Here is a 20,878-nt window from a genome sequence, read left to right as displayed (position 1 = left end):
GAGGTAGTCCCATGCTCGGCCTACTGGTCCGGCGGCTGGCCTTCACGATCCCGATGCTGGTCGTCGTCAGCTTCTGCGTCTTCAGCCTGATCGTGCTCGTCCCCGGGGACCCGGCGGTCTCCCTCGCCGGGGAGAACCCGGACCCCGAGCAGATCGCGGCGGTCCGCGAACGCCTCGGCCTGAACGACCCGTTCCTCCTGCAGTTCTGGCACTGGTTCACCGGGGTGCTGCGCGGCGACCTCGGGCAGTCGCTGTTCTCCAGCCAGTCCGTGGCGGGTGCCGTGTTCGCCCGGCTGCCCGCGACACTGTCGCTGGCGCTGCTCAGCCTGACCGTCGCGCTCGTCCTCGGGGTGGCCGTCGGCGTGCTGGCGGCGATGCGGCCGGGCACCTGGGTCGACCGGGTCGCGACGTTCGCCGCGAGCCTCGGCGTGGCCGTCCCGTACTTCTGGGTCGGCATGATCCTGGTGCTGCTGTTCGCGATCAATTTGACGATCTTCCCGGCCGTCGGGTACACCCCGCTGCACGAGAACCCGCTGCAGTGGTTCCTCCATCTGTTCCTCCCGGCCACCGCGCTGGGGCTGGCCCCTGCCGCCGTGATCGCCCGGCAGACCCGGGCCGGCATGACCGGGGTGCTGCGCGAGGACTACGTGCGCACGGCGACGGCGAAGGGGCTGCCCCCGGCCAGGGTGGTCGGCAAGCACGCCCTGAAGAACGCCGCGATCCCCGTGGTGACGGCGTTCGGCCTCGAGGCCAGCCGGCTGATCGGCGGCACCGTCGTCATCGAGCAGCTGTTCGCGCTGCCCGGGCTCGGCAGCCTCGCCTACACCTCGGTGTTCGCCCGGGACTTCCCGATGGTCCAGGGCGTGCTGCTCGTCGTCGCGGCCCTGGTGCTGCTGATCAACCTGCTCGTCGACCTGTCCTACGGCTACTTCAACCCGAGGATCCGGCAGTCATGACCACCACGGCCGACACCACAGCCGCCCTCGCCCGCACCGCGCCGGTCGCGCCGACCCGGCCCGGGTTCTGGCGCCGCTTCCGGGACAACCGGCCCGCGTTCGTCGCGCTGGTCGTCCTCGCGCTGCTCGTGGCCGCGTCCCTCGCGGCCCCGCTGATCGCGCCCTACTCCCCCGAGGCCATCGACGTCCCGCGCCGGCTGTCGCTGTCCACTCCAGACCACTGGCTCGGCACCGACTCGCTCGGCCGGGACACGCTCAGCCGGCTGCTCTACGCCGGCCGGGTCTCGCTGCTGGCGGCCGCGACCGCCGTCGCGATCGCCACGGTGATCGGGGTGCCGCTCGGCCTGCTCGCCGGGTACGTCGGCGGGAAGCCGGACTGGGTCCTCGGCCGGATCGGCGACGTCCTCATGACGTTCCCGGCGATCATCCTGGCCATCGCGATCATCGCCGCGATGGGACCCGGCCTCCAGACCGCCATGATCGCGCTCGGGATCGTCTACGCGCCCCGGCTCTTCCGCGTGGCCCGCGCCGCGACGCTGCAGGTCCGCGCGGAGACCTATGTCGAGGCGTCGATCAGCATCGGCACCCCCGCCTGGAAGATCATCCCGCGCCGGGTGCTGCCCAACGTGGCGTCGCCGGTGCTGGTGCAGGTCTCGGTGATGCTCGCGGCCGCGCTGCTGGCGGAGGCGGCGCTGAGCCTGCTCGGCCTCGGCGTCATCCCACCCACCGCGAGCTGGGGCGTGATGCTCGGCAGCGGGTTCAAGGAGATCCGCTCGACGCCGCTGCTCGTGTTCTGGCCCGGCGTCGCGATCGCGCTGGCGACGCTCGCGTTCAACCTCATCGGCGACGGGCTGCGCGACGCGCTCGGCCGCCGGACCCGGAAGGCGGACTCATGAGCGCCCCCACCGCCACGACGACCCTGCTGGCTGTCGACGACCTGCGCGTCGAGTTCGCCACCGACCATGGCTGGTCGACCGTCGTGGCCGGCACATCGTTCTCGGTCGGCGAGCGGGAGATCGTCGGGCTGGTCGGCGAGTCCGGTTCCGGGAAGACCGTCACCGGGCTGTCCGTGCTCGGACTGCTGCCCCGCGGCGTGGGCCGGGTCGCGTCCGGCTCGGTCACCCTCGGCGACCGGGACCTGCTCGGGCTGTCCGAGCGGGAGCTGCGGTCGGTGCGCGGCAACGAGGTCGCGATGGTCTTCCAAGAGCCGATGACCAGCCTCAACCCCGCGTTCCGGGTCGGCGACCAGATCGCCGAGGCCGTCCGGCTGCACCGCGGCGTCTCGCGCCGGGCCGCCCGGGACCGCGCCGTGGAGGTGCTCGACCTCGTCGGCATCCCGCACGCCCGGCGCCGCGCGGACGAGTACCCGCACGAGTTCTCCGGCGGCATGCGGCAGCGCGCCATGATCGCGATGGCGGTGAGCTGCGAACCGCGGCTGCTGATCGCGGACGAGCCGACCACCGCGCTCGACGTGACGATCCAGGCGCAGGTGCTGGAGCTCCTCGCCGGGATGCAGCAGGAGCTCGGGATGTCCGTGCTGCTCGTGACGCACGACCTGGGCGTGGTCGCCGAGGTGTGCGAGCGGGTCGTCGTCATGTACGCCGGGCAGGTCGTCGAGCAGACCGACGCCGTCGAGCTCTTCGACCATCCCCGCCACCCGTACACCGAGGGCCTGCTGGCCGCGATGCCGCAGCTGGGCTCGCGCGGGCAGCGGCTCTCGTCGATCCCGGGGCGCACGCCGGAGCCCTGGGGGATGCCGCAGGGGTGCCGGTTCGCGCCGCGCTGCGGCTACGCGGTCGACGCGTGCGGGGAGCCACCGCCGCTGGTCACCGCCCGCTCCGGGCACCTGTCCCGCTGCCACCGTCACGACGAGCTGACCCTGCGAGGTGCACGGTGAACACTGCCGGAACGACCCCCGGGACGGGTCCGCTGCTCGAGATCGAGGACCTCCGCGTCACGTTCGGCTCTCCCGGCCCGCGCGGCCGCGGGAGGGTCGTCAGGGCGGTCGACGGCGTCAGCCTGCAGGTCGGTCGCGGGCGGACCGTCGGGCTGGTCGGCGAGTCCGGCTCCGGCAAGTCGACGCTCGGCCGCGCGGCACTGCGGCTGGTCCCGGTGCGCAGCGGCCGGGTCAGCCTCGACGGCCGGGACCTCACCGCCTTGCGCGGTCGGGCCCTGCGCCAGGCCCGGCGGGACATGCAGATGGTGTTCCAGGACCCGTACTCCTCGCTCGACCCGAGCGCGGTGATCGGCGACAGCATCGCCGAGCCCCTGCGCGAGCACGAGGGCCTGTCCCGGCGCGACGCCGAGCGCCGGGTCAAGGAGCTGCTCGACGTCGTCGGGCTGCCGGCCGGGCACGCCGGTCGCTACCCCAGCGAGTTCTCCGGCGGGCAGCGTCAGCGCGTCGCGATCGCGCGGGCCGTGGCGCTCAACCCCAGCCTGGTCGTCTGCGACGAGGCGGTGTCCGCGCTGGACGTGTCCACCCAGAACCAGGTGATCAACCTGCTGGAGGACCTGCGCGCACGCTTCGAGCTGTCGTACCTGTTCATCGCGCACGACCTGGCCGTGGTGCGGCACATCGCGCACGAGGTCGCGGTCATGTACCTGGGGCACGTCGTCGAGACCGGGCCCACCGACCGCGTCTACGACTCCCCCGCACATCCGTACACGCAGGCGCTGCTCTCGGCGATCCCGGCGTCGCACCCGCGTCGGGCCGGGACCGGGACGCGGATGCTGCTCTCCGGCGACCTGCCCGACCCGGCCGATCCGCCGCCCGGCTGCGCGTTCGCGACCCGCTGCCCCTACGCGATGGACGTCTGCCGCGAGGCCCCGCCGGCGACGACCCCGGTCGACGGCGGCGGCGAGGTCGCCTGCCACCTGCAGACCAGCGGGCCGACGCTCGCCGGGAGGACCCTCGACGCGGCCGGTGTGCGGGCCGAACGGGACGGGTCGCCGGACGTGGTGCCCGCCGCCGTGCGGGACGCACCGTGACGGGCTCGCTCACCGGGATCACCGTCGTCGAGTTCGGGCAGTTCGTCTCCGTGCCGTTCTGCGGTCAGCTGATGGCCGACGCAGGAGCCCGGGTGATCAAGGTCGAGCCGCCGGACGGGGACTCCTACCGGCGCACGCTGCAGCTCGCGCCGCTGGAGAGCCGGCAGTTCGCGATCAAGAACCGGGGCAAGGAGTCCGTGGCCCTCGACCTCGGGCACCCGGACGCGGCCGAGGTGGTCGACCGGCTCGTCGGGATCGCGGACGTGGTGCTGGTGAACATGAGCCCGGCCGCGGTGGCCCGGCGCGGCCTCGACTGGGCGACGCTCTCGCGCCGGCATCCGCGGCTGGTGCTCGGGCTGGTCTCGGGCTACGGGACGGTCGGCCCGGACGCCGGGCTGCCCGGGATGGACGTCGTGCTGCAGGCCCACTCCGGACTCCTCGCCGCCCTCGGGGCGGAGGACGGCGGCGTGCCCCGGCACAGCGAGGTGCAGGTCGCGGACTACGCGGGGGCGCTGCTCCTGCTCGCCGGGGTGTCGATGGCCTTGCTCGCGCGGGACCGCACGGGCCGGGGCCAGCAGGTCGACGTCTCGCTGCTCGGAGCCGCGATGACCATGCAGAACAATCAGCTCTCGCACGTCGACGCCGTCGACGGGTGGCGGGCCGGGTTCGTCGCCGAGGAGCTCCCGCGGCTGCGCCGGCAGGGCGCCGGCCGAGACACGATCAACGCCGCCCGGGCCGCGCACCAGACCGACAAGCTCACGCTCACCGGGCACTACCGCGTCTTCGGCACCGCCGACGGCGCGATCGCGGTCGGCGCTGGCAGCCCGCCGACGCAGGAGCGGCTGGCCGCGGTGGTGGGGTTGCCGGTGGAGCGGCTGCGTGGCGATCCCGACGTCGTGCGCCGGCGGCTGGCGGAGCTGCTCGTGACCCGGACCAGCGCGGAGTGGATCACCGAGCTGCGCGCCGTCGCGGTGCCGTGCGCGGAGGTCCGGACCCTCGACGAGGTGCTCGCCGACCCGCACGTCGAGGCCGAGGGGCTCGTCGCCGACTTCGACCATCCGGCAATCGGCCGCTACCGCGCGCTCGGCACCCCGATCCGCTTCGGCGACACCCCGTCCGAACCGGCACGCCCGTCCCCGGCGTTCGCCGCCCACACCACCGCCGTGCTCCGCGAGCTCGGCCTCACCGCCGCCGAGGTCGACGGGCTGGTGCGCTCCGGCGCCGCCGTGCACGCCGTCCCGGGCCCGACCGCTGTCACCGACCGCACGAGGAGCAGCGCATGATCTTCGCCCCCACCGAGCTCACCCCCGCCGAGGAACGGCTCCGCCGCGACGTCCGGGAGTTCCTCGCCGCCGAGCTCCCGCCGGACTTCCGCCCGGGCCTGGGTCTCGGCGGTCGGCACGACCCGGAGTTCTCCCGGAAGCTCGCCGCCCACGGCTGGGTCGGGATGGCGATCCCGACCGAGTACGGCGGCGGCGGCGCGACGCCCGTCGAACGGTTCGTCGTGGTCGAGGAGCTGCTGGCCGCGGGGGCGCCGATCCTGGCGCACTGGGTGGCCGAGCGGCAGACCGCGCCGACGCTGCTGGCGTTCGGCACGCAGGAGCAGCGCGAGTGGTTCCTGCCGCGCATCGCCGCCGGGGAGTGCTGGTTCTCCCTGGGGATGAGCGAGCCGGACGCCGGCTCGGACCTCGCGTCGGTGCGCACCGCGGCCACGAAGGTCGACGGCGGCTGGCTGGTGAACGGCACCAAGATCTGGACCAGCGCCGCGCACCTCAACCACTTCTTCGTGGTGCTGTGCCGCACCTCCCCCGCGGAGGACCGGCACCACGGGCTGTCGCAGCTGATCGTCGACCTGCACGCGCCGGGGCTGAAGGTCTCGCCGATCCACTACCTCGACGGCGGTCACCACTTCAACGAGGTGGTCTTCGACGACGTCTTCGTCCCCGACGACCGGGTGCTGGGCGAGGTCGGCGCCGGCTGGCACCAGGTCACCTCGGAGCTGGCCTACGAGCGCTCCGGTCCCGACCGCTACCTGTCGGTGTTCGGGCTGCTCAAGGCCTTCGTCACCGAGTTCGGGGAGTCCTTCGACGACGCGCAACGCGCCGCCGTCGGCCGGGCGTCGGCGAAGCTCTGGACGATCAGGCAGCTCTCCCTGGCCGTCGCGCGGTCGCTGGAGCGCGGTGCGGCGCCCGCGGTGGAGGCGGCGCTGGTCAAGGACATCGGGACGCTCTACGAGCAGGAGGTGGTGGAGGTGCTGCGGCACGTCGCCGGTCAGGAGATCGACCCGGGCGGGGCGCGGATGTTCGAACGTCTGCTGGCCGAGGCGGTGCAGACGGCCCCGGCGTTCACGCTCCGTGGAGGGACGACCGAGGTGCTCCGGAGCATCGCGGCCAAGGGGCTCACGGGGGCACGGCGATGAGCCGCGGCGACACCGAGCTGGTGGCGGAGGCGGTCGGCGAGCTGCTGCGCGGCCGCTGCACCCAGGAGACCGTCGCGGCCGCCGAGCGGACGGGCTGGGCACCGGAGCTCTGGGCGGGGCTCGCCGAGGGCGGGTTCCCGTGGATCTCCGTGCCCGAGGAGCGCGGCGGGGTCGGCGGGACCGTCGCCGAGGCCTGCGCGGTGCTGGAACAGGTCGGGCGGTACGCCGCGCCGCTGCCGGTGGCCGAGACCGGGCTGCTGGCGGGCTGGATGTCGGCGTCGGCCGGACTGGACGTCCCGGCGGGGCCGGTGACGACGGCGCCGACCGCCCGGTCCGTCGACGCGCCCGCCACGGTCACCGTGCAGCGGACCAGCTCCGGCTGGGCCGCGTCCGGCCGCGCCGCTCGCGTGCCGTGGGCCCGCGAGGCGAGCCGGGTCGTCCTGCTCGCCGACTCCCCCGACGGTCTGCAGGTGATCTCCCTCGACCCGGCGACGGCCCACATCGAGCCCGGGGTCAACCTGGCCGGGGAGCCCCGCGACACCGTCCATCTGGACGACGTCGCCGTCGACGCCGTCGCCGAGGCACCCGCGGGCGTCGACCACGACGCGCTCCTGCTCCGCGGCGCGCTGTCCCGCGCGGCACTGATCGCCGGCGCCGCCGGGCGGGTCCTGGACATCACCGTCACCTACACCAACGAGCGCCGGCAGTTCGGCCGTCCGGTGGCGCGGTTCCAGGCCGTCGCGGCACACCTGGTCAAGCTGGCCGAGCAGACCGAGGCCGTGCGGATGGCCGCCCGGGTGGCCGCGGCGAACGGGGGCACCGCGAGTGGGCCGTGGTTCCTCGACGTCGCCGCCGCGAAGACCGTCGCCTCCGAGGCGGCCGGTCTCGTCGCCGCTGCGGCGCACCAGGCGACGGGCGCGATGGGAATGACCCGGGAGTACGAGCTCGGCCAGCTCACCCGGCGGCTCTGGTCGTGGCGTGAGGAGTACGGCGGCGAACTGCTCTGGAGCACCCGGCTCGGCGCGGCCCTGGCCGACGCCGGCGCCGACGCGCTCTGGCCGGCGATCGCGCGGGGGGCCGTCGCGTGAGGACCGAACACGGCCTCGTCGTGGCGGTCGCCGACCGCGTCGCCACGGTGACCCTCGACCGGCCCGAGCGGCTCAACGCCCTCTCGACCGGGCTGCAGGCCGACCTCGTGCGGGCCTTCGACCGGTTCGACGCCGACGACGACGTCTGGGCGGTCGTCCTCACCGGCGCCGGGCGGAAGGCGTTCTCCGCGGGCGTCGACCTGAAGGAGGTGCGGGAGAACGACACCGGACCCGGGCCGGGCCTGCGCCCGATGGCCGGCTTCTCCCGCAACGTGTTCGAGACGGTGCTCGAGTGCGGCAAGCCGACGATCGCCGCGATCAACGGCTGGGCCATGGGTGGCGGCTGCGAGCTCGCGCTGGCCTGCGACATCCGCCTCGCCGCCGACCACGCCCGGATCGGGCTGCCCGAGGCCAAGCGCGGCATGGGGGCGAACTTCGGGGTGCACCTGCTCTCCCGGATCGTGCCCCGCGGGATCGCCTACGAGCTGCTCTACACGGGGGACGACCTCGGTGCCGCTGACGCGGAGCGCTGGGGCCTGGTGAACCGCGTGGTGCCGGGCGCCGAGCTCGCGGCCGAGGCCGACGCACTGGCCCGGCGGATCGCCGGCAACGCTCCGCTGACCGTGCGCCGGTACAAGGCCGCGATCGGGAGGGGCGGGGAGCTGCCGCTGTCCTCGGCGCTGCGCCTCGGCGTCGGACCGGACCCGTACACCAGCGAGGACCGGGTGGAGGGCGTGGCGGCGTTCGTCGAGAAGCGGGCGCCGGTCTGGAAGGCGCGCTGACGTGATCGCACCACCGGGCCGTCACGCGGCGGTTCGGCTCAGTGCTTGAGCCGGCGGCTGCCCTGGTGCCAGTCCTCCTCCCTCCCCGCCGTGTCGGAGGAGACGCCGAACGAGGGTAGCTGCGGCCGCTCCCGCAGGCTGCGCTTGAGCTCGGCGAAGCCACCGAAACGGGCGAGCCCGAGGACGTGGTCCCACAGCTCCACGGCCTCCTCGTCCGAGGGCCGGCGGCTGATGACCGGCCCGAAGAACGCGACGCCGTGCGGGGGGTCGACGTGCAGGATCGGCGTGCCGACGTCACGGCCGGTGAGTGAGAGCGCCTCATCGGTCTCGGCCTGGATCACTGCGTCCCACGACGGGTCGTCGAGCGCCTCGGCCAGGGAGACCGGCAGCCCCACGTCCTCCAGCACCCGGACGACGTGTTCCGGGGAGCCGTCCGGGCGGGCCCGCTCCTGCGCGTCCGGCGGCGGAGGGACTTCGAAGAGGTGCTCACCGAACGACGCCTGCAACCGGTCGACCGCGTCGGGCCCGAGCTCGGCGCGGGCCTTCGCCGCGACCCGCAGCATGCGCAGGCCGGACGTGTGGCCCGCCTCGTACTCCGGTGGGAAGTGAGCGTCGTAGTCGATGTGGGAGTTGAGCAGGCGGAGGGAGATGAACCGCCACTCCACCGTGTAGTCCCGGGCCGCCATCACCTGCCGGACCCACTTGCTGGTCATCCAGGCGAACGGGCAGACCGGATCGAAGTAGAAGTTGAGGTCCGCCACGACATCCACCTCACGTTCCGAGCGCGCGGTCCCGGTGAGGGGCCCGACGGATACTCCCACGCCGCCCCGCGATCCCGCCTCGTCCGCTCTACGGCCAGGCCGCTACCCGGGCCCTCGACGGGTTCCGTTTACGCGCAGCTCCGATGGTTACCACCCCCGGCACGGACACCCCGACCCAGAAGGTAGCCGCCACCGATGAACCAACCACGGAGTGCAGCGGTGGCCGCCGCCGGCGCGGCGACCGGCGTCGTCGCCGCCTGGATCAAGGCGCTCAGTGAGCCGCGGTTGCAGCAGATCACCGAGCGGCTCTGGCCACCGAAGCCCGAGCAGAAGGAGATGGTGGGGGCCGATCCGACCGGTCACCCCGACAACGCGCCCCCTGCGCTGATCGTCGACTCCGTGACGCGGGCGGTGGCGCATCGCCCCGCGACCCGTGACGAGCGGGTGAAGGGCACGCTCGTCATCCACTACGCGTTCGGTGCAGGGCTGGGCACCGCCTACGCCCTGCTGCGGCGCGCCGCCGTCGAGCCGATCTCCCACCGCTAGCTGTCGCCGTTCCAGATGTCGACGGCCAACCTCCACTCCCCCGCGGCCTCCCGGCGCCACACCACGACGTACTTGACGGAGTCCGTCATCGGCTCACCACCCTCGGGCTTGATCGCGAGTGACGCGGTACCGATCTCATGCGCCGCGTCGTCACCGTCCTGGACGAAGGAGAGGGTTCTCAACTCGATTCCCCGGAGGCCCATGTCCATGACGCCCTGCCAGAACTTCGTGATGGCGTCGCGGCCGTTGGTCATCGGCCCGTTCGGCGGCAACAGCACAGCGTCGTCGGTGTAGACCGACCCGACCGCGGCCGCATCACCCTGCTCGAGCGCCTCCTCGAACCGCCTGTTGACCTGATCGATCTCGGTACGGATCCCGCTGTCGGCCTGGACCATTCGAATCTCCCCCTACCTGTGACCGAGACGCACCCCATCGGGTGCGCGCTGACGGCGAGGGGCACGGTAGGAGCTGCGACGACGGGGCGGTACCGCGAGACGGCCGCTGCCGGCTCGCATTCGGTACGTCTTGCGGGACGGGAGCCTCGACGGCGGCGCCCGCGCGAAGGCCGCACCGCCGTCGACGGCCGGGCAGCGGTCAGTACTTCCGGGTGTTCCCGAGCGCCCACTGCAGGTACGCCTCGGCGTAGTCGACGTTGCCCTTGTCGACCACCCGCGTCGGCACGTTCACGATCTTGGCGACCGTCTCGCCGAGCACGGCGTTGTGGAACACGGTGTCGATGAACGTGATGGCCTGGTCGACGCTGCCGACGTCGATGCTCGCGGTCAGCTTGCCGTTGCGGATGGACCGCATGCCGGACACCAGCCCGTCGGCACCGACCACCACGACGCCGGCCTTGCCGTCCCACTGCTTGATGCCGCGGGCGTCGAGAGCCTGCGAGGCACCGAGGGCCATGTCCTCGTTCTCGCCCCAGATCGCCTGGATGTCCGGGTCCCGGGTGAGCAGGTCCTGGGTGGCGCTGAGACCCTGTTGCCGCAGGTAGCCGCCGTTCGCGGTGCCGGCCACGGTGAGGCCGGGGTGCTCGCCGAGTGCCTTCTCGAAGCCGATCTGGCGCGCGGCGGACCAGTCCGAGCCGGGGGGCCCGGTGATCTCGAGGATCTTGCCCTGACCGCCGAGCTTCTCGGCGATGTACTTGCCGCACAGGTAACCCGACTGCCAGCGGTTGTCGTAGCCGATGCTCGAGATCGCCTGCAGCTGCTCGACCGGATAGATCTCGACGGGCTGGTTGAACTGGTAGATCTTCGTGCCCGCCGCCAGCGCCTTGCTGTAGACGCCCTGCATGGTGGCGAAGTTGGCGCCGGTGCAGACCAGGACCACGTCGAACTTGCGCTGCACCCAGCTCTGCACCGTCTGCACCTGCTGCTCGACGGCGTTGAAGTTGCCCGTCGGCGAGGCCCGTTCCCACTTCCAGCGAACGCCGTAGGCGTCCTCGTACTCGCCCATCCGGCGAAAGGCGGCCGCCTCCATCTGGCTGTACCACTCCGACAGGACCGGCGGCGTCCACCCGATCTGCACGGTGCGCCCGTTCACGATCCTGCGGACGGCCCCCTGGTAGGCGCCCCCGCCGCCCAGGCCGGTGCCACCGCCGCCCCCCTCGGCGGACGCGGCCGAGACCTGCTTGGAGCTGCAGGCCGAGAGCAGGGCGCCGGAGCCGACGGCGCCACCGACCAGGGCGGCCCGGCGCAGGAAGGACCGCCGTGAGCCGGCGGCGGGCGGGAGGGAAGGGTCGTTCACGGCGTCCTCCAGGACGGAGATCGGAGAGGGGTGCGGCGGGTGCGGGCGGGGGCCGTCACCGCGACGGGGCGGCACGGCCGAGCCGGCGGGAGAGAGAGGCGCTCGCGCGGTCGAGCCCGACGGCGACCAGCAGGATCGTGCCGACCGCCACCGGCTGCCAGGTCGGGCTGACGGAGGCGAGGTTGATGACGTTGCTCGCGACGGTGAGCGTCAGCGCGCCGAGCACGGCGCCGAGGACCCGGCCCCGGCCACCGGCCAGCGCGGCACCGCCGATGACGGCCGCGGCGATGGCCTGGATCTCGTAGCCGACGCCGATGGTCGGCGCGACGGCCGTGGTGCGCCCGGCCAGCAGCACGCCCGCGCAGGCGGCGAGGGTGCCGCTGAGGACGTAGGCGGTGACCCGCACCCGGCCCACGTCCACGCCGGACAGCCGCGCGGCCTCGCGGTTGCCGCCGACCCCGTACGCGTGCCGTCCGAAGCTCGTGCGGCGCATGATGAACGCGACGACCACCGCGATCACCGCCATCGCGAGGATCGGGGCGGTCAGGTCGCCGACCAGCGGCGTCACGCCACCCAGCGTGTCGTAGACGGGGATCATGAAACCGGTGAACGGCACGCCCCCGGTCCACAGGTACAGCAGGCCGCCGGCGACACCGAGCATGGCGAGCGTCGCGACGAAGTCGGGGATGCCGAGCTTGGTGACCACCAGCCCGTTGACCAGGCCCAGGGCCGCCCCGGCGGCGACGGCGAGCAGCAGGCAGAGGCCGAACATCATGCCCTGGTTGACCAGGTAGGCCATCACCCCCGCGCTGAGGCCGAGCACCGAGCCGACCGACAGGTCGATCCCACCGGTGATGAGCACGATCGTCATCCCGATCGCCAGCAGCGCGACGAACACCATCTGCTGGGCGAGGTTGTACCAGTTGCCGTAGGTCAGGAAGGACGGCGCGAGGAACGTCATCACGGCGCAGATGAGCACGAGCAGCCCAACCACACCGGCGCTCGGCCGCCGTACGACCTCGCGGAGCAGGCCGGCGGGTCCGCGGCGCACAGTGGGAGATGTCGGTGAGGTTCCGGGCGAGGTCGCCGGGGATGTGGTCAGCGAGGTCATGACGTTCGTGCCTCTCGGGCGGAGCCGGCGAGCGGCTGGACAGATCGGGGATCCTCGTTCTCGAGGGCCGCGTCGCGGAGGGGGGTGCTCGGGTCGGCGGGCCCGCCGGTCGGTCGGTCCGCGCCGAGCAGCCGCGAGAGCGCGACTCGCCCGACGACCCGATCGAGCGCGACGGCGGCGACGATGGACAGACCGGTGACGATCGTGAACCACAGCGGGTCGACGCCCAGCATCTGCAGACCCTGGCCGAGCGTGCCGAGGAACACCGCGCCCAGCACCGCCCGCCACACGCTGCCGCGCCCGCCGGCCAGGCTGATCCCACCCAGGACGGCGGCGGCGATGGCCGTCAGCTCGTAGCCGCTGCCGAGGCCCGACTGCACGGAGTTCAGCTTCGAGGCGAGCAGCACGCCCGCCCCGCCCGCGCAGGCACCGGAGAGCACGTAGACCCCGAACCGCACCCGCCGGACCGGCACCCCGGCCAGCTCGGCAGCCCGCGGCCCGATGCCGGCGGCGTAGGCGGAGCGCCCGAACGGGGTGGCGACCAGGACGAACTCGAGCACCAGCACCACGACGACGGCGATCAGCACCGGAGCGGGCAGGCCGAGGACGCTCCCCTGGGTCAGCCACGCGAAGGCGTCGGACTGCACGCCCGTGAGCTGCACGTCCGAGGTCACCACCTGCAGCAGCCCGGCCCCCACACTGAGCATCGCGAGCGTGACGATGAAGTCGTTCACCCCGAGCAGTGCGATGACGGCGCCGTTGACGACCCCGGCCACGAGGCCGGTCCCGATCCCGACGAGCAGGCCGACCGGCAGCGGCAGCCCCGACATGAGCGCCCACATCGTGGTGGCGGCGCTCAGGCCCGTCACCGAGCCCACCGAGAGGTCGATGCCCCCGACCACCAGGACGAACGTCATGCCGGCGGCGAGCAGGGCGATGATCACCGTCTCGACCAGCAGGTTGGCGATGTTGCCGCCGGTGAGGAAGAACGGGCTCGCCAGCGAGAAGAAGACGACCATGCCGACGAAGATCACGGCGACCGCGACGCCCTCGACGGCGAAGGCGCGGGCCAGGCGACGGGACGCGGGCATCACGCCACGCTCCGGGCCGCGAGGGACATGATCTCGGCGGAGACCCGCTCGTCGGCCTCGAGGTCGTCGCCGCGCAGGTCCGGCCGGACCTCACCCGCGATCGCCCCCTCGCGCATCACCAGGATGCGGTCGCTGACGTGCAGCAGCTCCGGGATCTCCGAGGAGATCACCAGCGCGGCGCCACCACCCGCGACGAAACGGTGGATGAGCCGGTAGACCTCGGCCTTGGCCGCCACGTCGATGCCCTGCGTCGGTTCGTCGAAGATGATCAACCGTGGCCCGGTGAACAGGCAGCGGGCGATGACGATCTTCTGCTGGTTGCCGCCGCTGAGGTTGCGGATCCGCTCGCCGGCGCCGGTGGTCCGGACCCCCAGCTCGTCGATGTAGTCGCGGGTCACGGCCCGCTCCCGGCGACGGTCGAGCATCAGCCCCAGCCGCGCCACCTTGCCCAGCCGGGAGACGGTCGTGTTCTTGTCGAGCGGGAAGTCGGCCAGGATGCCCAGCGTCTTGCGCTCCTCCGGAACCATCGCGATGCCGAGCCGGTAGGCGTCGCGCGGGTGCCGGATCCGCACGGGCTCCCCGTCGACCAGGATGCGGCCGCCGTCGATCCGGTCGGCTCCGAGGATCGCCCGCGCCAGCTCGGTGCGGCCCGCGCCGGCAACCCCGGCGACGCCGAGGATCTCGCCGCCGGCGATCGTCAGGCTCACACCCCGGAGCACCGGGCGACGGGAGACGTTCTCCAGGCGCAGCACCTCGGCCCGGGGGTCGGCCGGCCGCTCGGCGGGCGTCCGGCCCTCGGCGATCACTCCGAGCGACGTGGTCTTCCGCCCGACCATCAGCCGGACCAGGTCCGCCGGCGTCGACTCCGTGGTGTCGGTCGTCGCCACGGTGCGCCCGTCGCGCAGCACGGTGATCCGGTCGACCAGCCCGTAGAGCTCGTCGAGGCGGTGGGTGACCCAGACCAGCGAGATGCCGCGCTCGCGCAGCCGGCGCATGTGGTCGAACAGCATGACGCGCTCCTCCTCGGCGAGGCCGGAGGTGGGCTCGTCGAGGATGACGAGGCGGGCGTCGAACGCGAGCGCCTTGATGATCTCCACGACGTGCTGGGTCAGCGCCCCGAACTCGCCCACGGGACGGCGCAGGTCGCGCTCGGTCAGGCCGAAGTCGGCGATGACGCCCTGCACGCGCGCGCTCATGGCGTGCTCGTCGAGCAGGCCGCGGCCGAAGGGCCCACGGCGCAGCTCCCGGCCGAGGAAGATGTTCTGCAGCACCGTCAGCTCGGGTGCCAGCGACAGCTCCTGGTGGATCGTGGTGATGCCGAGGTCCTGGGCGTCGCGGGGACGCCGCAGCTGGACCGGTTCGCCGGCGACGAGGACCTGGCCCGACGTCGGCTGGGTGGTACCCGACAGGACGTTGATCAGCGTCGACTTGCCGGCACCGTTCTCCCCGAGCAGGGCGTGGATCTCTCCCGCTCGCACGTCCAGGGAGACCCCACTCAGGGCCACCACCCCGGGGTAGTGCTTGACCACGCCCTCGACCCGGAGCAGCTCCTGCGGCCCCGGCTCCTGCGTGTCCCGATCAGGCATGTCGCCCGCCTCGCCTATGAGGCCACCTGGTGACCAGGTGGTCTGACCAATGAGAGTGACGCAGACCATAAATGCGGCCCTCGCAGGCCGTCAATGCTGCAAACGGCCTAGTCGGCCGCCCTCGCAGCCGTGGTTTCGACGGCTCGTTGACGCCGACCCGGGCCAAGTGGTCTGATCACCTGAGAACCTGCTCCCCGCATCGTCGCGCCAGGGCGCGCACTCATCCTCTCGGATCGACAGGAGGCGTCGTGTTGCCCACGGCCACCATGCGCAAGTTCCTCAACGACCCCGGTGAGGCGGTCCGGGACTCCCTCGTCGGCCTCGCGGCCGCCCACCCCGGGGTCCTGCGCTACGACACGGCGAACGGCATCGTCGTCCGGGCGGACGGGCCGGTCCCCGGCAAGGTGGGCGTGATCTCCGGCGGCGGTTCGGGATGCGAGCCCCTGCACACCGGTTTCGTCGGCCACGGGATGCTCGACGCCGCAGCCCCGGGCCAGGTGTTCAGCTCCCCCGTGCCCGACCAGATCCTCGCCGCCACCCACGCGGCCGACGCCGGCGCCGGCGTGCTGCACGTCGTCAAGAACTTCCCCGGCGAGGTCATGAACTTCGAGATGGCCGCCGAACTGGCCGCCATCGACGGAGCGGCCGTCGAGACCGTCGTGGTCAACGACGACGTGGCGGTCCTCGACACGCCCGGCACGGCCGGCCGGCGCGGGCTCGGCGCGACCGTGCTCGTCGAGAAGCTCGCGGGGGCCGCGGCCGAGCGCGGGCAGGCGCTGGACGTCGTCGCGGGCGTGGCGCGCCGCGTCGTCCACCGCGCCCGCTCGTTCGGGGTCGGGCTGTCCTCGTGTACGCCGCCCGTGGCCGGCCGGCCGATCTTCACGCTGCCCGACGGGGAGATCGAACTGGGCATCGGCATCAGCGGCGAGCCCGGGCGTCGGCGCGTACCCATGCGCAGCGCCCGGGAGCTCGCCGCGCTGATCGTCTCCGAGGTGCTGACCGACCTGGCGCCCACACCGGGCGCCCCGGTGCTGGCGATGCTCAGCGGCATGGGCGGCACCCCGTCCTCGGAGCTGCACCTGCTCTACGGCGAGGTGGACCGGTGCCTGCGCGACGCGGGCGTCGAGCCCGTCCGCCGCATCGTCGGCAACTTCATCACGTCGCTTGAGCAGTCGGGGGCCGCACTCACGGTCCTCGAGCTCGACGACGAACTGATCTCGCTGTGGGACGCACCCGTCCACACGGCCGCTCTGCGTTGGGGGATGTGACATGACCGACACCAGCACCACCATCGACGGCCGCGCGCTGCGGACCTGGCTGCACGAGTTCGGCCTCCGGGTCGCCGAGAACAGCGACCACCTCACCGCCCTCGACTCCGAGATCGGCGACGCGGACCACGGATCCAACATGCACCGCGGGATGGCTGCAGTGGTCGCGGCGATCGACGCCGACGCCGGCACGGAACCGGGACCGCTGCTGAAGCTCGTGGGTCGCACCCTGGTGAGCACCGTCGGCGGCGCCGCGGGCCCGCTCTACGGCACCCTGTTCCTGCGCATGGCCGCCGCGGCCGGTGACGCCGGTCCGCTCGACGCCGCCGGATTCGCGAAGGCCCTGCGCGCCGGGCTGGAAGGCGTGGCCGCTCGCGGGCGCACCGAGATCGGCGACAAGACGATGGTCGACGCCCTGGCCCCGGCGGTCGACGCGCTGGAGGCCCGGCTGGCGTCCGGCGCCCCGCTGGACACCGCGCTCGCGGCGGCCGCGGCCGCCGCAGCGGCGGGCCGCGACGACACCGCCGGCCGAGTCGCCCGCAAGGGCCGGGCCAGCTACCTGGGCGAACGCAGCATCGGTCACCAGGATCCCGGCTCGGCGTCGGCGACGCTGCTCGTGGAGGCAGCGGTGGCCGCGCTCGGCACGGGCGCCGACGGGCAGGCCTGAGCCATGACAGGGATCGTCGTGGTGTCCCACAGCCGCGCGCTGGCCGACGCGGCCGTGGCCCTGGCCGGGGAGATGGTCCACGACCAGGACGTGCGGATGGTCGTCGCCGCCGGGCTGGATGCGACCACGTTCGGCACCGATGCCGTGCAGATCCTCGACGCGGTGACCGACGCCGACCGGGGTGACGGCGTCGTCGTGCTCACGGACCTGGGTAGCGCCGTGCTCTCGGCCGAGCTGGCGCTGGACATGCTCGACGACGAGGTGCGGGAGCGCACCCTGCTCTGCGCGGCGCCGTTGGTCGAGGGGCTGGTCGTGGCGGCCGTCGCCGCCGCAGGGGGCTGCTCCCCCACCGAGGTCGCGGCCGAGGCCGAGGGGGCGCTGCAGGCCAAGCAGTCCCACGTCGGGACCGCTCCGGCCCCGGCTCCGGCGGAACCGGCTTCCCACGCCGATCCCGGAGGGATCGAGGGATCCTTCCTCGTCACCAACGCCCACGGACTGCACGCCCGCCCCGCGGCGCGCCTCGTGCGCCGGGTGGCTGCGCTCGATGCCCGGGTGCACCTACGCAACGCGACCGCGGGTTCGGCGTGGGTGCCCGCGACGAGCCTGTCCAAGGTGGCCACCCTCGCCGTCCTGCAGGGTCACGAGGTCGAGGTGCGTGCCGACGGGCCGCAGGCCCGCACGTGTCTCGACGAGTTGGTCGCGCTGGCCGCCGACGCCTTCGGCGAGTCGGCCACGGACCCGGAGCCCGTGTCACCGGCCTTGACGGATCACCGAGGAGGGCCCCTCGGCGCCGCCCCCGGCATCGGGGTGGGCCCCGCCGCCCTGCCACACGCGTCCGACACCTCGGGGGACACCTTCGACGTGCCCGACGCCGGCACGGACTCCCCGGAGGCGGATCTCGCCCGGCTCGACGACGCCCTGGCCACCGCGCAGAGCGAGATCCGGCGGGTCCGCGACGACATCGCCGGGCACGCCGACACCGACGCCGCGGCGATCTTCGACGCCCATCTCGTCCTCCTCGCCGATCCCGACCTGCTCGACGACGCCCGCGCACGGATCCGCGCGGGCCGGGCGGCAGAGCCCGCGTGGTGCGCCGCCGTCCTGCGGGTGGCGGGCGAGCTGGAGGCCCTCGCCGACCCGTACCTGCGGGCGCGGGCGGCCGACGTGTACGACCTCGGGCAGCAGGTCCTGCGCGCGCTGCACGGGGAGCAGGGGACCGCGCCGGACCTGAGCGGCGTGGTGGTCGCGGGTGACCTGGCCCCGGCCGAGGTGGCGGCGCTGGACACCGGCCGGGTCGTCGCGATCGTGCTCGCGTTCGGCAGCCCGACCGCGCACAGCGCGATCCTGGCCCGCGCCCGCGGCATCCCGGTGATCTGCGGTGCGGGCCCGGCCGTCCTCGGTCTCGACCCCGGCACGCTGCTGGCTGTCGACGGCGGGACCGGCGAGCTCGTCGTCGACCCCTCCCCCGAGATCGCCGGCCGGTTCCGGGCGCGAGGCGCCGCCCTCGCCGAGAGGAACCGCCACGCGCTCGCCGAGTCCGCGTCGCCGGCCGTGACCGGCGACGGTGTGCACGTCCTCGTGGGCGCGAACGTCGGGTCGCCCGCCGAAGCCCGGGCCGCCGCTGCGGCCGGAGCGGACCTGGCCGGTCTCGTGCGGACCGAGTTCCTGTTCCTGGGGCGGACGCAGGCCCCCGACGTCGACGAGCAGGAGCGCGTCTACCGGGAGATCGCGAAGGCGTTCGGCGGCAGGCGGATCACGCTGCGCACCCTCGACGTCGGCGGGGACAAGCCGCTGCCCTACCTGCCCGGACCGGTCGAGGCGAACCCGTTCCTCGGCGTGCGGGGGCTACGGCTCTCGCTGGCCCGGCCCCAGCTGCTGGCCGACCAGCTGCTCGCCGTCGTGCGGGTCGCCCACGACGTTCCGGTCAGCCTGATGTTCCCCATGGTGAGCACGTGCGAGGAGCTGCTCGACGCCCGGCGCCTGCTCGATGAGGCGATCGCGGCGGTCGGGCGCGGGACCCCACCCGACCTGCAGGTCGGGATGATGGTGGAGGTTCCGGCGGCGGCCCTGCGCGCCGCGTCCTTCGCCCCGCACGTCGACTTCTTCAGCATCGGGACGAACGACCTGACGCAGTACGCGCTGGCCGCGGAGCGCGGCAACCCTGCCGTGGCCGGGCTCGGCGACCCACTCGACCCGGGCGTGCTGCGGCTGATCGACTTCGTCTGCCGCGGCGCCCAGGGCCGCGCGCTCGTCGCGGTGTGCGGTGAGCTCGCCGCGGACGAGCACGCCGCGGCGGTGCTGATCGGGCTCGGTGTGCGGGAGCTGAGCGTCGGCCCGGCCGCGGTGCCCGGAATCAAGCAGGCGGTGCGGGCGGTGGACCGCGGAGCGGCCGCGGCGCTGGCCGCGCGAGCGCTGGCCGCCGACGGCCCCGCCCGCGTCCGGGAACTGATCAGCCCGGCGGACTGAGGGCCTCAGGCGACGGGCGCGGAGCGCTGGTGCTTCGCGTACCACCGCCGGCCGTGCCAGCGCTGCTGGTGCCAGGCGAACAGCGGCAGCAGCCCGGGCGGGGTCAGCCAGTACGAGCCGGGCGGCGGCACCGGAGCCGAGCGGCGCAGTGGCAGGTCGGCGACCACCACCTGCGGTTCCGGCGTGGGAGCCATCGCGAGGACGGTCCCGTCGGCGGACCAGACACCGGTGGCGGGCACGAAGCCTCCCCGGTAGCGAAGCGGCGGCAGCCCGGGCATGGGGCACGCCACCTCGCCGCTGTGGGACGCGTGCACCACCGCAGCCCCGACGTGCCGGGCGAAGCGCGCAGGTGCCTCGGTCGCCCGCGCAGTGTTGGCCGCGTCCCACGCGTCGAACACCCGACGTGGCTGCCAGCGCGGGACCGTCCACCAGCCGCTTCCGCCGAGCACCACGTCGACGCGGCCGGCGAGGCGGGTGACCGTCTGTCGGCGCGTCAGCTCCCAGCAGACCGCCAGCCCGATCGTGGTGTCGTCGACGACGACCACGCCGTCGTCCGAACCACCGACGTACAGGGCGTTCTCCCACATCGTCGGGAGGTCCTTGTCGTGCCGGCCGCGGATACCGGTGCGGTCCACGAGCAGAACGGCGTTGCGCACCTCACCGTCGGGGTCACGCACCAGGAGGCTGCCGCTGAGCAGGACGTCGTACGCCGCGGCCCAGCTCTGCATCGCCTGCACGGCGGGCCCGTCGATCGGCTGCGCCGCCGCGGCGACCGACGGCAGGAACGCCACCCCGCTGGTGAAGAACTCCGGCAGGGCGATCCACTCGGCGCCGTCGCGTGCGGCCTCGGACACCAGCCGCCCCGCCTGCTCGAGGTTCGCGTCGACGTCGCCCAGCACGGCCTGCATCTGGACGGCGGCGACCCGCCGCGCCTCCGACGGATCCGTCGTGCTCATCCCTGTCCCTCTCGTTCGCCGAACGCCCGAATCTTCACAGGAGGGACGCGGCGTCCGGTAGCCGGGTGATGGTCATCCATCACGACGGGATAGAACACGACGGAGCGGGTCTGGGCACCGGACGGATTCAGAAGCGGCTGAACGATGAGAGCACTTCGGTCGTGGCCGCGGCCCGGAGTCAGACGGCAAGACTGCCGATCTTGTGCACAGCTCGGCCTGGATAGGAACATCGCAGCCGTTCGCCGTCCGACTCGGTACCGATCATCAGCATCACGAACGGCTCTTCTGCTGGGAGGACGTACAGCCTTCTGCGTGAACGGCGCTCTCGCGCGCCAGGCCGGCACGAAAGTGCCGCTCACGCGGCTACGCCCGCGCCGGAATCGTTCCCCGAGAATGCAGAAATGGTCCCGTAGCCGAAGCTACGGGACCATTCCCATGTTG

19 protein-coding genes are annotated in these 20,878 nt (G+C 73.5%); 12 read left to right on the top strand and 7 right to left on the bottom strand.

Going from position 1 to position 20,878, the window contains the following annotated elements:
• Positions 1-11: 11 nt before the first annotated feature.
• Genes JWP64_RS18620 through JWP64_RS18585 form a run of 8 tightly spaced genes read left to right on the top strand, consistent with a single transcriptional unit; the run spans position 12 to position 8,233 of the window.
• Positions 12-956 (top strand): ABC transporter permease, encoded by a 945-nt coding sequence (locus tag JWP64_RS18620; protein WP_297498830.1) that lies wholly within the window; start codon positions 12-14, stop codon positions 954-956.
• Positions 953-1,852: an ABC transporter permease gene (locus tag JWP64_RS18615; protein WP_297498827.1), complete on the top strand. Its 900-nt coding sequence runs from the start codon at positions 953-955 to the stop codon at positions 1,850-1,852. Before JWP64_RS18620 ends, JWP64_RS18615 begins: the two co-directional genes overlap by 4 nt.
• Positions 1,849-2,853 carry an ABC transporter ATP-binding protein gene (locus JWP64_RS18610; RefSeq protein WP_297498824.1) on the top strand — a complete coding sequence of 335 codons (1,005 nt, stop codon included), beginning with the start codon at positions 1,849-1,851 and terminating at the stop codon, positions 2,851-2,853. The genes JWP64_RS18615 and JWP64_RS18610 overlap by 4 nt, the downstream gene beginning before the upstream one ends.
• Complete coding sequence (locus tag JWP64_RS18605; protein ID WP_297498820.1) at positions 2,850-3,944, top strand: ABC transporter ATP-binding protein; 1,095 nt, start codon at positions 2,850-2,852, stop codon at positions 3,942-3,944. The genes JWP64_RS18610 and JWP64_RS18605 overlap by 4 nt, the downstream gene beginning before the upstream one ends.
• Positions 3,941-5,227, top strand: coding sequence for a CoA transferase (locus JWP64_RS18600; protein WP_297498811.1), 1,287 nt, complete (start codon positions 3,941-3,943; stop codon positions 5,225-5,227). The genes JWP64_RS18605 and JWP64_RS18600 overlap by 4 nt, the downstream gene beginning before the upstream one ends.
• Positions 5,224-6,363: an acyl-CoA dehydrogenase family protein gene (locus JWP64_RS18595; RefSeq protein WP_297498808.1), complete on the top strand. Its 1,140-nt coding sequence runs from the start codon at positions 5,224-5,226 to the stop codon at positions 6,361-6,363. Before JWP64_RS18600 ends, JWP64_RS18595 begins: the two co-directional genes overlap by 4 nt.
• Positions 6,360-7,451 (top strand): acyl-CoA dehydrogenase family protein, encoded by a 1,092-nt coding sequence (locus JWP64_RS18590; protein ID WP_297498805.1) that lies wholly within the window; start codon positions 6,360-6,362, stop codon positions 7,449-7,451. Before JWP64_RS18595 ends, JWP64_RS18590 begins: the two co-directional genes overlap by 4 nt.
• A complete protein-coding gene (locus JWP64_RS18585) occupies positions 7,448-8,233 on the top strand; it encodes an enoyl-CoA hydratase-related protein (RefSeq protein ID WP_297498802.1) in 786 nt (261 codons plus the stop codon). Before JWP64_RS18590 ends, JWP64_RS18585 begins: the two co-directional genes overlap by 4 nt.
• Before the next feature lie 38 nt (positions 8,234-8,271).
• Here the strand turns inward: JWP64_RS18585 and JWP64_RS18580 are convergent, their stop codons facing one another.
• Positions 8,272-8,994 carry a hypothetical protein gene (locus JWP64_RS18580; protein WP_297498799.1) on the bottom strand — a complete coding sequence of 241 codons (723 nt, stop codon included), beginning with the start codon at positions 8,992-8,994 and terminating at the stop codon, positions 8,272-8,274.
• 195 nt (positions 8,995-9,189) lie between these two features.
• Here JWP64_RS18580 and JWP64_RS18575 point away from each other — a divergent pair, with 195 nt between their 5' ends.
• Positions 9,190-9,540 (top strand): hypothetical protein, encoded by a 351-nt coding sequence (locus JWP64_RS18575; RefSeq protein WP_297498796.1) that lies wholly within the window; start codon positions 9,190-9,192, stop codon positions 9,538-9,540.
• On the opposite strand, the gene JWP64_RS18570 is transcribed toward JWP64_RS18575, so the two are convergent.
• The 5 genes from JWP64_RS18570 to JWP64_RS18550 form a co-directional block, all read right to left on the bottom strand.
• Positions 9,537-9,935, bottom strand: a complete 399-nt coding sequence (locus tag JWP64_RS18570) for an SgcJ/EcaC family oxidoreductase (protein WP_297498793.1) — start codon at positions 9,933-9,935, stop codon at positions 9,537-9,539. The two genes, JWP64_RS18575 and JWP64_RS18570, sit on opposite strands and share 4 nt — an antisense overlap.
• Positions 9,936-10,134: 199 nt before the next feature.
• Positions 10,135-11,292 carry a sugar ABC transporter substrate-binding protein gene (locus tag JWP64_RS18565; protein ID WP_297498790.1) on the bottom strand — a complete coding sequence of 386 codons (1,158 nt, stop codon included), beginning with the start codon at positions 11,290-11,292 and terminating at the stop codon, positions 10,135-10,137.
• Positions 11,293-11,347: 55 nt separating this feature from the next.
• Positions 11,348-12,286: an ABC transporter permease gene (locus JWP64_RS18560; protein ID WP_297498787.1), complete on the bottom strand. Its 939-nt coding sequence runs from the start codon at positions 12,284-12,286 to the stop codon at positions 11,348-11,350.
• Between the two features lie 113 nt (positions 12,287-12,399).
• A complete protein-coding gene (locus JWP64_RS18555; protein WP_297498784.1) occupies positions 12,400-13,494 on the bottom strand; it encodes an ABC transporter permease in 1,095 nt (364 codons plus the stop codon).
• Positions 13,494-15,080: a sugar ABC transporter ATP-binding protein gene (locus tag JWP64_RS18550; RefSeq protein ID WP_297498781.1), complete on the bottom strand. Its 1,587-nt coding sequence runs from the start codon at positions 15,078-15,080 to the stop codon at positions 13,494-13,496. Before JWP64_RS18550 ends, JWP64_RS18555 begins: the two co-directional genes overlap by 1 nt.
• Before the next feature lie 266 nt (positions 15,081-15,346).
• On the opposite strand from JWP64_RS18550, the gene JWP64_RS18545 reads away from it, so the two are divergent.
• From JWP64_RS18545 to ptsP, 3 genes are read left to right on the top strand one after another with little or no spacing between them, the layout of a single operon-like run.
• Positions 15,347-16,348, top strand: coding sequence for a dihydroxyacetone kinase subunit DhaK (locus tag JWP64_RS18545; protein WP_297498868.1), 1,002 nt, complete (start codon positions 15,347-15,349; stop codon positions 16,346-16,348).
• Position 16,349: 1 nt separating this feature from the next.
• The gene (gene dhaL, locus JWP64_RS18540) at positions 16,350-17,015 is read left to right on the top strand and encodes a dihydroxyacetone kinase subunit DhaL (RefSeq protein ID WP_297498778.1); all 666 of its coding nucleotides are present in this window, start codon (positions 16,350-16,352) and stop codon (positions 17,013-17,015) included.
• Between the two features lie 3 nt (positions 17,016-17,018).
• Positions 17,019-19,481, top strand: coding sequence for a phosphoenolpyruvate--protein phosphotransferase (gene ptsP, locus JWP64_RS18535; RefSeq protein ID WP_297498776.1), 2,463 nt, complete (start codon positions 17,019-17,021; stop codon positions 19,479-19,481).
• A 5-nt stretch (positions 19,482-19,486) separates the two neighbouring features.
• Here the strand turns inward: ptsP and JWP64_RS18530 are convergent, their stop codons facing one another.
• Positions 19,487-20,437 carry a carbon-nitrogen hydrolase family protein gene (locus tag JWP64_RS18530; protein WP_297498773.1) on the bottom strand — a complete coding sequence of 317 codons (951 nt, stop codon included), beginning with the start codon at positions 20,435-20,437 and terminating at the stop codon, positions 19,487-19,489.
• Positions 20,438-20,878: the final 441 nt, after the last annotated feature.

This window comes from Pseudonocardia sp. (assembly GCF_025465255.1).
GTDB lineage: Bacteria > Actinomycetota > Actinomycetes > Mycobacteriales > Pseudonocardiaceae > Pseudonocardia.
The sequence above is the reverse complement of the archived record's forward strand: the minus strand, read 5'-3'. Positions and strand labels throughout refer to the sequence as shown.